Origin of the sequence: Macrococcus psychrotolerans (assembly GCF_038095555.1) — a bacterium.
GTDB classification, from domain to species: Bacteria; Bacillota; Bacilli; order Staphylococcales; family Staphylococcaceae; genus Macrococcoides; species Macrococcoides psychrotolerans.
This window is the reverse complement of sequence record NZ_CP124591.1, coordinates 688329-701108: the sequence shown is the minus strand read 5'-3', so window position 1 is coordinate 701108 and position 12780 is coordinate 688329. Positions and strand designations below refer to the sequence as shown.

Genomic DNA, 12780 nt, shown 5'->3' with positions numbered 1-12780 from the left:
GAATGATACAGTGTTTTCTGTATCATTCGGGTTTTATGCTGTATTCCTTTATCGCACAATAAAAAGAACAGCAAGAATATGCAATTCTTGGTGTTCTGCAATTTAATGATTAAAAGGAATGAATAACGGCTATAGTAGTTATTGGTTAGAAACGAAATGTATAATCTATTCCAATATAAGATATCGTTGCAAACTATATCATTTGAAAGGAGTAAACCATGACAAAACAAAGAGAGTTCTATTTCGATAATGCGCGGCTTTACCTCATCATTCTCGTTGTATTTGGTCATTTATTACGTTCATACATTGATGAGAGTCCGTTCTTATATGCACTTTATATGTTTATCTATAGCTTTCATATGCCTGCATTCGTTCTCATTTCCGGTTACTTTGCTAAAGGTATTCATAAACCTGGCTATATTAAGAAGGTCACAAAGAAACTGCTGGTCCCTTACATCATCTTTCAGACTTTCTATGCTGTTTATTATTATGTCATCGATGATGTGTCGACGATTAAATTAAATCCCTTCGATCCACAATGGGCGATGTGGTTCTTGATGAGCTTATTTTCATGGCAGCTGATATTGTTCTTTATTAAAGACATTAAGCCTCAGATCGTGCTGCCTATAACGTTCTTCATTGGTATCGCAGCAGGTTACTTTGACTTTATCAACAACACGTTAAGCCTGTCCAGAACGCTTGTATTCCTGCCGTTATTTCTTATCGGTTATTATGCTCAGCCTGAACACTTTAAACATGTCAGAGATAAGCGCTATGTGTTATTCTCCATAATTACATTGCTTTTTGTCTTTATCTTCTATATGTGTTTTAAGATTGATTTCAGCTGGCTGTTCGGTAGTAAACCTTATGCATCACTGGAAACACATACACCAGATATATATAGTGGCCTTAAACGCGCAGCAGTGTACTTGATTATATTGATCAGTACGGTAAGTTTCTTGAATATTGTGCCGAACAGAGAGCTCAGATTGACTTATATCGGTTCGAGGACGATGTTCATCTATTTACTGCACGGATTATTCGTCGGTATCTTCCGTGCGAAGAACCTCAACCACTACTTTAATGACCATATTTTCTCTATATTGACGTTTATGGTGCTCACGACGGTCTTTCTCGTCTACTTCTTCAGCCATCGTAAAGTGAAACAGCTCACATCACCAGTAATAGAACTAAAAAAGTAGCTTTAGTTCTATTGCTATTTTTTTATTCTTTTTTATGCGTATAATAAGAGTAAGTGACAGCAACAGAGACGCTCACAATTCTTATTTAAGGAGTTTTTTATGAACACATTATGGCAGACCCCGGAAGCTAGAATTGAATTATTGAAACGACTTGTAAAGAATGACAGTGTGACAAACAGCGAAGGAGAACAGCGTTTCCCATTCTTCTTAAAGCAGCAGCTGGAACAGCTCGACTACTTTAAGCATACGGAATCTCATATTCAGCTTGTAGAAACATCAGATCATAAGAATGCTATTTGTGCGCTATATCGGAGCTATGATACGGATCGCACCATTATTATGATGAGTCATTACGATACAGTGGATGTGCAGGACTACGGGCAGTTAGCGGCATACGCTTTCGACAGTGATGCGTTAATCGAAGCATTCAAAGGGCAGGCGCTATTTGATGAAGATGTTGAAAGAGATGTGCATTCTGACCACTATTTGTTCGGTCGCGGTGTGATGGATATGAAGTCTGGATTGATGATGCAGATGAGTATATTAGAAAAAGCGACATTAGAGGCCTGGCCGGTCAATATCATCCTCGTTTCTGTTCCGGACGAAGAAGTTGGATCATCTGGTATGAAAGCTGCAACTACATTCTTAAATGAATGGGTTCAGTCCTTGCAGCTGGATGTTAAGCTGATTATGAATTCTGAGCCTTCATTCAGCCAGCTTCCTAGCGATGAAACACATTATATCTATACAGGTTCCATTGGCAAGCTGATGCCTGGTGTGATGGTCTACGGTAAGGAGACACATGTAGGTGAACCCCTAAAAGGACTCAGTTCTAACTATATTATCAGTCGCATCAATCAGGAGATTGAATACAATGCGGCATTCACTGAACATTATAAGAAAGAGACGACCCCGCTACCTGTTGCCTTAAAGATGCATGACTTAAAGCAGGATTATAATGTTCAGACACCGTTTATCTCATCTGCTTATTATAATGTGTTTATCTTCAGAAAGACGGCTGAAAGTGTGCTCAGTCAGTTTGAACATATCGTCCGCCGTACTGTAAGTGAAATTAAACGTGACCTGTCCCACATCATGCCTGATATGCCGAACATTAACGTCATCACCTATCACGATTTGCTAAAGCAAGATGATGTCGATATCGAACAATTGATTACTGCTGAGACTGACCAGGAAATTACTGAACAGATTGTTCAAGGTTTACTGTCATCCCATCATCATAATGATTATACTGTCGTCATCTACTTTGCACCACCCTATTATCCGGCAATAAATTCAAGTGAGGATAAGCTCGTTACACAGATATCGAAATACGCGATAAAGCAGATGGATAAATGCTACCATCGTAAGCTTAGAAAGATTCATTATTTCAATGGCATTTCAGATCTAAGCTATGTGAACTATCAGGCAAGCATGAAAGATGCGGATTTCTATATGAATCAGACACCTGGATACGGTCGTAACTATAGCATACCGTTTGCCGATATGCAGGCACTAAGTGCACCTGTCATCAATATTGGTGCCTTCGGTAAGGATCCTCATCAGCTTTCAGAACGCATACATATCAAGAGCGTGAGTGAAGAAATTCCTGATATCATCGAAAAAGTGATACAGAAATTCCTATGGCATCATTAACGACAATCATACAATGATTGTCGTTTTATTATTTTATACTGTGTATCGACAAGACAGATACACTTTTCATATTGTTTCTGAACATGTTTCACCTTCTGTGGCAGACGCAGTTTCGCGCCGTCCAGAAATGTAATATCTGTATATTCATCGCTCCCCTCTATGTATGTTACATATTTCTGATTAATATACGCTTTATAATGCTGCTTATTCTGATGAACCTGAAAAAATGCCCAGTTCAAATGCGCCTCCATCATAATCGGAATATACTTTTTCGTACGCATCAGAACCCTTGCAGATGATTTGCGTGTTCTAAGTGAACTCCCTAAGAGCACAAGGGTTTCATCGAGCAGTTGATCTGCAGGCCTGTCCATGATAATCGTCTGTTCATTAAAACGTCTTAACTCTGTCCGACCTTCAACTTCTCCATATTGATAGAGATACATTGTATGTATAGATATTGGCAGCTCCATAACAGCACTCCTTATTTGTTTTACAACATAATTATACAAAATCTTCTTTTTTTTGGATGATTTTTAAGCATTTTAAACGAAAAATTAACAAAATCTTTAACATTTCAACAGATTTTGTGCGTTTATTAATTACCTATTTATCATTTCTTTTTTTAACATAAAGCTATCCGGAAATCACAACAATATCTAGATGTTGAGAATAGGAATCTTCAATGTCATTTGAACAGCTGCTACAAGATAACGAACGCATCATCCATTATTTGATCCACAAGTATCGCCTGCAATATATGTATGACGATATGTATCAGCTCGCCACAATCCGATTATGGAATATTTATCATACGTACGATCCTACGAAAACGCCTGATATGCAGCAATATATCTTTACGAAGCTGAACTTCTGCTTTATCGATGAAATTCGCAAATTGAAACGAGAACTGGATCGTTATGCACCGATGGAAGCAATAGAATCCTTCACCTATATGGATGAATCTCTAGTAGAATACCAGGCCTTTTTAGAGCAACTTAAACCTAATGAATATACTTGGCTCATGCTGACACTAGAAGGCTATAAACAAAAAGAAATTGCACAGCTGATGAACTTGAGCACCTCTTCACTGAAAGCATATCGCAAATCCTGTCAGAAGAAACTTCAGAAATTGATATAAAAAGATACTCATCAGCATGCTTTTCTAGTATAATGTTCATTAGTACTTTTTTGAGGAGGATGACTATGACTGTTGCTAAAATTGGAGATATCATTGAATTTCATGACGGACTGCAAGGTGTGGTCGAAAAAATCAATGAAAATTCTGTGATCGTTGACTGTACGTACATGGAAAACTTTGAAAAGCTTGAAATACCAGAAAGAACTGTAATCAACCATAAACGCTATAAGATTATTCACGAGGCATAGCCGTGAAAAAAATTGACCACGCGCTTGTTGTACTATTTGCTATTTATGCTTTCATGCATGTGGTACTCTTTTTGTTACGTGATGAAGCACAGGTCTTCTGGCATGTCTATACCGGCCTTTTGCTCTTTTCATCGCTTGGCTATATCTTCTATGAGCGTAATATCACATCGAAACGACTGATGACGTCAATCGGTGCGGGACTGATAACGAGCGTTATTATCGTCTTGATATATCGTATCCTGCTACAGCTGAATTTCGCATTATCATTTACTGCACTACTGCGTGAGCTTGTAGCAATGGGTGTGTACTATAAATGGCAGCTCATCATCACATTGATTGTTGCCGTTCCATTACATGAACTATTCATGCGTGCACTCCTGCAGGATAATATGACACGTTACATGCACCCTATACTTGCCGGTGTCATCAGTAGTCTATTATCCGCCTTGCTGTTTAGCTATGCCGTCGACCTAGAAGTTGTCGTTATACTATTTATCATCCAGCTCATATTATCATTCAGCTATCTTTATACGAAACGACTGATAACGCCTGTTCTCGGTGCAGTAACAGCAATTATTACGCTCATCATCTATGGGCAATAATCGCAATGAAAAAGTCTGACCTTAAGAAATTATACGATTTCTTAAGGTCAGACTTTTTATTGTATTTGTTCACTATATTGTCTATATTCTTTCTCGTCATAATAGACTTTCTCCATCAGATTCGGATCATTTGGGTATAGATCGATACTTACAGGAGCGACATCCTTTTTAATATATTCAAAGGAATTCGTGCGTTCCTTAAATTCCAGATCCACTTGCGTTAAGTGTTCTTGACCTGAAGTATAGATGATCTCTCTCTCTGTGTCCTGTAGTCTTTCATTACTGTTGGTAATAATTAAATCCAGTCCTTCTGTACGCAGATGGCCATCTCTTTCAATCGTCTGAATATCTCCATTATGCAAGCCAATGACGAAATCCGGATTCTCCTCATCATACAGATAACGTATCCATGTGCGTATAGCATTGACTGGATGCTCCACTTCAATATCTTCAATGATATCTGTAACATCTCCTATCTCGCTTATCGCAATGACTGCAATCTTAATGCCTTTAATCGTCTTGATAATATAGGGTTTGTTATAGTAAGGTTCCTTCGTTCGTGAATTGATGATATTCACCGAAATAAAAGGAAAATCGCTTAGACTCTGTGAGCGGTTGAAGTACATTCTGCCGAGCTTAAAGTCATGGATACTGATATTGCTGGCATCATAGTGCATCGCATTCATTATCGTAATCTGCGGATTTCTTCTAAATGATCGATGCGCTGCAAAGTATTCCGCAGCATAAGAACCCGTTAATGTCTGTCCATTATTCAACAGTAACAGATCATCGCCTGTACGACGCATTCTTACAAACGTCGCTGCTTTTATCAATCCAGGATGATTGCTTTCACTGAACATTCTCCCGCATATATCGCTTGTTATGATAATATGTATATTAATGATTCCTTTCTTCATGAAATCCCCTGCCCTTATTAAATAATTACTGTGGAGTGCCTATGAAAAATATAAAAAAGTACGTACTTTATCATTTTATACTATTTATCCTGATGAATATACTCATAACTTATTCGCTTGCAGAATTAGAAAAAGAAAAGCTTAACGATGAACTAAGACGCTCAATCAATATTTATAGTAATCAAGTTGATTCATTCATCAATGAGTCCCTATCTATCAACGATAATCTTACGACGTCATTTCAGTATACAAGCGCTGTCACAAAAAGGATGGACGAGATTAAGCATAATGATCCTCGCATCATCAACATCTATATACTAGATGATAAGAGCACGATTCTTCATGCAACTTCAAAGATGAGAGTCGGGAGTAAATTGAAATCGCGCGCATTCTTTATGGGAAATGTTCAGCCGAATTCGAACCACGCTTCAATTAGCAATGTCACAAAAAATGAATTTAATAAGAAGGTCTTCTACATTTCAAGAAGCGTGAACAAATTAAATCAGCAGTATATCATCACGATGGAAATCGATGTGAATACGATTGGCGCGGTTATCGATTCCCTACAGAAGGATACGACCGTCACTATCAAAGATTTTGATGATCAGATCATCTTCCAGTCCATCAATCCACACAGAAATTCTATTTCTGCAAGCGAAAAGTTCTTTAAAGTACCATGGGAAATCACACTGACGACAAATAGGAATATTTATTATGATGTCTATAGCACTGCGCTTATCTATACGCTTATCGCATCTTTGATCTTCTTAACATTACACCTACTATATATCAGCTACAGAAATAAACGTGCTAACGAAAAGGTACTTAAAGATATCAACACGCAGCGTAAAGAAATTATCGGGTTGCTGGCTGCCAATACTGCACATGAAATCAAGAACCCGCTGACCTCAATAAAGGGCTTCGTTGAGTTACTTGAACTAGAGTACGATCCTAAACATAATAACCAGAAGTTCCATATCGTTAAAAGCGAGCTCGAACGTATCAATCTAATCGTCAGCCAGTTCCTGTTACTTGGTAAACCGACAACAGTCGATACAGAACGTGTGGATGTCCGAGAAATAATACGTGATATCTTAAACTTTCTGGATTACGACCTGGCTATTCATAATATTATGGTCGTCAAACAGTTTACAGATGAACCGACATTCATCAGTGTTTCTAAAGATCAGTTCAAACAAGCGCTCATCAACTTGATCCAGAATGCCAAAGATGCAATGGTACATGCAGACCCCGCAATACTTAAGATTACGGTTGAGAATGCCAATGGATTTACTGTCATCCGCTTTATCGATAATGGTGAAGGCATGGATAAAGACGTGCAGCAAGAACTCTTCAACCCCTTCTTTACGACAAAACTGCACGGCACGGGGCTCGGTCTACCGATAACTAAAAGTATCGTTGATGCCCATCACGGTTTCATTGAAGTGGTATCAAGGAAACAAAAAGGTACGACATTCATTATTTCTTTCCCGACAGTACAATAAAAACCCGAATGATATGAAGAAAGACATTTCTTCTTATCATTCGGGTTTTTATTATTATGTGCTGCTTAACTTAACGATTGATCATCCAATCATGATACGTTCTTTCGGATATCTGAACTTCTCTGGTTCAGCCTTGCCACCGAGCATAATAATGAACGAAATCAATCCGACACGTCCGATAAACATCAAGACCATGATGACCACCTTACTCAAGTTAGACAGATCCGCAGTAATGCCAAGAGAAAGCCCACACGTACCAAATGCACTCATCACCTCGAAGAAGATTTCAAGCAGTCCATATTTACCATTTTCAAATGATAATATAAGCAGCAGTCCGTTGAAACAAATTAACGTCGCAAGCACCATAACGGCAAATGCACGGTTAATATCGATCGGGTCAATCTCTTTGTTGAAGACTTTAATAGAGTTTCTTCCATTGCTATAGTTGATAAGAAATAGTATCAGAATCGCAAATGTCGTCGTTCTGATTCCACCACCTACCGAACTAGGACTCGAACCGATGAACATCAGACCAGACATAAAGAACTGTGTGGCATCTGTCAGCTGTGTCAAGTCGATGGTCGTAAGTCCTGCGCTACGTGTCGTTGCTGACTGGAACATCGCATAAAATAAAGCTTTATGCCACGAAATGGACTTAAAGGCATGATGGTATTCAAACACATAGATGGTCAGTGTCCCAAGGATAAATAACAGCATATATGTGACGATCGTCAGCTTAGCAAAGAGACTGAGGCGAAAGTTCGGTATCTTGTTCGTCAAATAACTCTTAACTTCGATGAGTACAGGAAATCCGATGGCTCCTAGTACAATGAGGAACATCGTTATCGTCTGTACGAAGTAATCATTTGCATAAGAGTTTAAACTGTCTCCAGTAATGTCCAGTCCGCCATTGGTCGTAGCAGATACTGCTGCAAACATCCCGTGGAACAGCGCCTTTGTAATGCTATCCATATCCTTATAGAAATAAAAAGCTAGCATTAATGCACCGCACAGCTCAATTACAAGCATCGTCTTCACAATCTCAAGAATTAATGTTACGACGCCACTCATCTTATACTGATTATGATCGACCATAATGAGCTGACGTTCGCGCATCCCAATCTTCTTACCAAGGATAACCCAAAGAAGCGTTCCCATCGCCATAACCCCGATACCCCCGAGATTCAGTATGAAAATAATTATCATCTGTCCGAATGTCGAATATGTATCCACGATGGATACAGGGGACAACCCTGTCACACTAATACCTGAAACTGCGACAAACAGCGAATCAATATATGAAATTGTAATCCCTTCTTTATGTACGTACGGAATACGCAACAATAAGAATGAAATAAATATTGCAACAAGATAATAGAGTACAATACCTTGCTGTGGTGTAAGCCGCATCAATAGCTTCGTCATCATCATTCTTCCTTACTTTAATTTAAGTTTAATCGTCTTTTTGATACCTTGTCTTTCAAGCTTAACCGTTAACGTTTCGCCTATCTTCTTATCGTTGAACAATACTTTTCTGAAGTGGATCTTATCTTCAATCTTCGTCTGATCAAGATGTGTTATAACGTCACCCTGCATAAGACCTGCCTGCTGTGCGACAGATGCTGCTTCTACTTGCATGATCTGCACACCTTGTTTCAAGTTTCCGGTATATTCAGCTGCCGCTAAATCTTCTACACTGATCCCCAGTTTCGGACGCTTGATTGAACCGCTCTTTTCTAGGGCTTTAATATGTTTCTTGACATCATTTGCAGGTATAGAAAAGGCAATCCCTTCGACACCGTTCATCGTAATCTTAAGTGAATTCAGTCCAACCATCTCACCCTTATCATTAAACAAGGCACCTCCTGAATTACCCGGATTAATCGCAGCGTCAGTCTGAAGGACATCCATTGACCAGTCATACTCGTTATCGCCATCAATATCCACAGGTACCGTTCTATCGAGCCCAGAGATGATTCCGCTTGTTACACTTCCTGCAAATATTTTGCCAAGGGGACTACCTAGCGCCAGCACATGCTCTCCTGCTTCAAGTTTACTGCTATCACCAAAAGTAACGGTAGATTTCAGATTTCCTTTAGGTATTCTGATCACTGCGATATCGGTCCATATGTCCTTGCCGACAAGCGTCGCCTTTTCCTTTAGTTTTCCTTGTGTCACTTCAATTGTGGGTGCTTTTGCCACAACATGATGGTTCGTTACGATATATGCATATTTTTCATCGAGCTTATAGATAACGCCACTGCCGATGCCTGTTTCCTCAGGTGCCTTTTCAGAAGCCTGTGCATCGATAGGTTCATCTGCTGATGCCTTTTGCAGATTTGTAACCGTTACGACCGTATCCTTATGCTTTGCAATCCATTCCGTCTGAGTAAGCGCCGCTTCTTCCTGTGGCTTATCTTTTTGCTGGAACATCTTTGGTAATAACAGTGCAGCTAGCATTATTCCTACAAGAATACCCATAAGTAATGGTAATAACCATCTAAAGCTGCTTCCAGAGACTTCTTCTGCCAATGGTTCGGTAGACACTTCGTGTGCTTTCACTTCTTGTTCAGATGCTTTTTCAGGCATTACAGGCATTTCCGTTTCAACTGTTTCCTCAGCAGGCGTCTCTTTGGTTTCATCCTGTGGTTGTTGTGAGAGGGTTTCCGTGACCGGTGGAATAGCCACACCTTCATCCACTGTATCCTTAGTATCAGGTTCAATGATTAATTTTTCTTCATCTCTCTTATGCAGATACGGAAATATATGGCGTTTACCCTGCCCCTCATAAAATAGGCGTTTCGGTCTTCTATAATCTCTTCTTTTTATCGTAATCTTCTTCATCGCTGCCTCCACTAAAAAAACTTAATGTTTCTATTATAATATAGATACATTAAGTTGAGTATTGTATTATGCTTTTTTCTTGTTGCCGCTGAACCATCCGATTACAAGAATGCCAAGCAGGACTGTCCAGAATATTACTTGCCATAATGTACTATGTGGGAATTCGTGTGGTAATATGCCTACCTTTTCGTGTGCAAGCACCATCACAACAAGCTTGACACCGACCCATCCGACAACCGCAAATGCTGCTGCTTCAAGTGAAGGATTGTCATGCAGCAGTTTAACAAACCATGTTGCCGCAAATCGCATGATGATCACACCAAGCATTCCTCCCGTAAACATTACAAGGAACTGACCGAGATTCATACCACCGAACTGTGGTCCTACTTCCGGTAATGTCAGTGCGATGGCGATTGCTGCAAGCATTGAATCAATGGCAAATGCGATATCTGCGAATTCAACTTTAGCAACAGTCATCCAGAAGCCGCTTCCTTTGCTACTACCATATTTCTCAAGCTCAGCTTCTTCTGACGCACTTGTTGCATCGTCTGTTCTAAAGTAATCTATGAGGTTTTTAGTGGACATATATAACAAGTATGCAGCACCCGCTGCTTGAATCTGCCAGTAGTTGGCAAGGTAACTGATGGCAAAGAGTGCCCCAAATCTAAAGATAAATGCACCGACTAATCCATAGAATAAAGCTTTCTTACGACGTTCTTCCGGTAAATGCTTGACCATTACTGCCATAACGATAGCGTTATCTGCAGCAAGCAGGCCTTCTAATACAACGAGTACGAGTATAACCCACAGATAGGTAATGATAATTGACGGATCCACTATAACTCCTCCTTCTTACAGTAAACTGTAGAGCTTAATTTCTGGGAACTTATCCAGGAACCAGCGCGTCGCAAATTCATTCTCGAACAAGAATACTTTGTTTTCAAATCTATCTTCCACAAGAATCGAACGGCTTGAGTTCATAACATCTCGAATATCCGCTTCGTTCTCAATCCAGCGGGCAATCTTTCTCCCTACAGGTTCCATAATGACGTCTACATTGTATTCGTTATTCATACGATGTTCAAATACTTCAAACTGAAGCTGCCCGACAGCCCCTAAAATAATCTGATTGGTATGCAGTGTACGATAAAGCTGAATTGCACCTTCCTGGACAAGCTGTTCGATTCCTTTATGGAAATGTTTCTGCTTCATTACGTTCTTCGGTGACACTTTCATAAAGATTTCTGGTGTGAACTGCGGTAATTTCTCGAACTCGAATTTCTGATTTCCACCGACAAGCGTATCACCGATCTGGAAGTTCCCAGAGTCATATAGTCCGATAATATCACCACTTACAGCATGGTTTACCGTTTGTGTATCATCTGCCATAAATGATGTTGAACGTGAAATCTTCATCTTCTTATCTGTACGCGTCATCTTAATGTCCATGCCACGTTCAAATGCACCACTGACGATACGCATGAAGGCGATTCTATCTCGATGCTGCGGATTCATATTCGCCTGAATCTTGAAGATAAATCCACTGAAACTTTCATCAAATGGTGATACTTCTTCCCCTGACTCCGTTTTACGCCCAGATGGCATCGGCGCATGATCTACATATGCATTCAGGAAGTTCTGTACACCGAAGTTCGCAAGTGCTGAGCCGAAGAATACGGGTGTTAGATCGCCTGTCATCAGTTTCTCTTTATCAAACGTCTCTCCTGCTTCATCGACAAGCATCAACTCCTCTATCGCCTGTTCATATGCGCTGTCTGAAGTGATCGCATGACTTTCCTGAAGTTCATAATCTTCATTTAAATGCAGCACGTTCTCTTCATCTCTAAACGGCTCTATCGTTTTCGTCTTGCGGTCAATAATACCGAAGAATGATTGCCCCATACCGATTGGCCAGTTCATCGGATATGTCTCAATTTCAAGCGTCTTCTCGATTTCCTCCAGCAACTCAAACGGTTCTTTACCGACACGGTCAAGTTTGTTGATGAATGTGAAAATCGGAATCCCACGCATCTTACAGACCTTAAATAACTTTAACGTCTGTGGTTCTATCCCTTTTGCGCAGTCGATCACCATGACAGCACTATCTACCGCCATTAACGTACGATACGTATCTTCTGAGAAATCTTCGTGTCCAGGTGTGTCCAAAATATTAATTTTAAAGTTATCATAATCAAACTGCATCACAGAACTCGTTACAGAAATCCCACGCTGTTTCTCTACTTCCATCCAGTCACTTGTCGCAAACTTACCCGTCTTCTTACCCTTGACGGTACCTGCTTCACGAATGGCACCACCGAATAATAATAATTTCTCCGTTAATGTGGTCTTACCGGCATCCGGGTGAGAGATGATGGCAAATGTCTTTCTTATTTCTACTTCTTCTCTTAATGTCATAAATTCGCTCCTTAAGTTTCGCTCGTCCATTGCACTATGCGGCGTGCAAGTTCAGATGCATCTTTTTCGTCTAATAAATTAAATAGATGTAAATATAAATGTTCTTCTAAAGCCTCTCCGTATAGATCATAATCGAACTGAATAGAGAAGAAGATATCCGGAATACTTACTAAAAACGTTTCTTCCTTTTTGTTTTCATGAATGTATACTTTACATTGCAGGTTTTCTCCTATGCTGTTTCTAATTTTCATCG

General features: G+C 39.7%; 13 protein-coding genes. 6 read left to right on the top strand and 7 right to left on the bottom strand.

Translation table 11 applies throughout. From position 1 onward, the window contains the following. Positions 1 to 218: 218 nt before the first annotated feature. Together QA539_RS03640 and QA539_RS03635 are read left to right on the top strand one after the other, a co-directional pair. Positions 219 to 1202, top strand: a complete 984-nt coding sequence (locus tag QA539_RS03640; protein ID WP_419895459.1) for an acyltransferase family protein — start codon at positions 219 to 221, stop codon at positions 1200 to 1202. A gap of 99 nt (positions 1203 to 1301) precedes the next feature. Further along, entirely contained in the window at positions 1302 to 2858 is a 1557-nt protein-coding gene (locus tag QA539_RS03635) for a M20/M25/M40 family metallo-hydrolase (RefSeq protein ID WP_419895458.1), read from the top strand. Here the strand turns inward: QA539_RS03635 and QA539_RS03630 are convergent. Then, a complete protein-coding gene (locus tag QA539_RS03630) occupies positions 2855 to 3328 on the bottom strand; it encodes a competence protein ComK (RefSeq protein WP_419895457.1) in 474 nt (157 codons plus the stop codon). The two genes, QA539_RS03635 and QA539_RS03630, sit on opposite strands and share 4 nt — an antisense overlap. A 212-nt stretch (positions 3329 to 3540) precedes the next feature. Here QA539_RS03630 and QA539_RS03625 point away from each other — a divergent pair, with 212 nt between their 5' ends. The 3 genes from QA539_RS03625 to QA539_RS03615 all read left to right on the top strand — a co-directional run bounded on the left by QA539_RS03625 (position 3541) and on the right by QA539_RS03615 (position 4846). Continuing rightward, positions 3541 to 3996 carry a sigma-70 family RNA polymerase sigma factor gene (locus tag QA539_RS03625; protein ID WP_219494323.1) on the top strand — a complete coding sequence of 152 codons (456 nt, stop codon included), beginning with the start codon at positions 3541 to 3543 and terminating at the stop codon, positions 3994 to 3996. A gap of 65 nt (positions 3997 to 4061) precedes the next feature. Beyond that, positions 4062 to 4244, top strand: a complete 183-nt coding sequence (locus tag QA539_RS03620; RefSeq protein WP_041635862.1) for a YkvS family protein — start codon at positions 4062 to 4064, stop codon at positions 4242 to 4244. 2 nt (positions 4245 to 4246) lie between these two features. Continuing rightward, positions 4247 to 4846 (top strand): type II CAAX prenyl endopeptidase Rce1 family protein, encoded by a 600-nt coding sequence (locus tag QA539_RS03615; RefSeq protein WP_219494321.1) that lies wholly within the window; start codon positions 4247 to 4249, stop codon positions 4844 to 4846. Positions 4847 to 4902: 56 nt separating this feature from the next. On the opposite strand, the gene QA539_RS03610 is transcribed toward QA539_RS03615, so the two are convergent. Next, positions 4903 to 5763 (bottom strand): hypothetical protein, encoded by an 861-nt coding sequence (locus QA539_RS03610; RefSeq protein WP_219494320.1) that lies wholly within the window; start codon positions 5761 to 5763, stop codon positions 4903 to 4905. A 41-nt stretch (positions 5764 to 5804) separates the two neighbouring features. Between QA539_RS03610 and QA539_RS03605 the strand changes: the two genes are divergently transcribed. Then, complete coding sequence (locus tag QA539_RS03605) at positions 5805 to 7268, top strand: ATP-binding protein (RefSeq protein WP_419895456.1); 1464 nt, start codon at positions 5805 to 5807, stop codon at positions 7266 to 7268. 81 nt (positions 7269 to 7349) lie between these two features. Here QA539_RS03605 and QA539_RS03600 read toward each other — a convergent pair whose 3' ends face one another. The 5 genes from QA539_RS03600 to QA539_RS03580 all read right to left on the bottom strand — a co-directional run bounded on the left by QA539_RS03600 (position 7350) and on the right by QA539_RS03580 (position 12778). Further along, complete coding sequence (locus tag QA539_RS03600) at positions 7350 to 8699, bottom strand: TrkH family potassium uptake protein (protein ID WP_419895455.1); 1350 nt, start codon at positions 8697 to 8699, stop codon at positions 7350 to 7352. A gap of 6 nt (positions 8700 to 8705) precedes the next feature. After that, positions 8706 to 10112 (bottom strand): S1C family serine protease, encoded by a 1407-nt coding sequence (locus QA539_RS03595; RefSeq protein ID WP_419895454.1) that lies wholly within the window; start codon positions 10110 to 10112, stop codon positions 8706 to 8708. A 66-nt stretch (positions 10113 to 10178) separates the two neighbouring features. Continuing rightward, positions 10179 to 10949: a TerC family protein gene (locus QA539_RS03590; RefSeq protein WP_219494313.1), complete on the bottom strand. Its 771-nt coding sequence runs from the start codon at positions 10947 to 10949 to the stop codon at positions 10179 to 10181. Positions 10950 to 10964: 15 nt separating this feature from the next. Next, positions 10965 to 12527, bottom strand: coding sequence for a peptide chain release factor 3 (locus QA539_RS03585; protein ID WP_219494311.1), 1563 nt, complete (start codon positions 12525 to 12527; stop codon positions 10965 to 10967). Positions 12528 to 12538: 11 nt separating this feature from the next. Next, entirely contained in the window at positions 12539 to 12778 is a 240-nt protein-coding gene (locus tag QA539_RS03580) for a YueH family protein (RefSeq protein WP_101039518.1), read from the bottom strand. Positions 12779 to 12780: the final 2 nt, after the last annotated feature.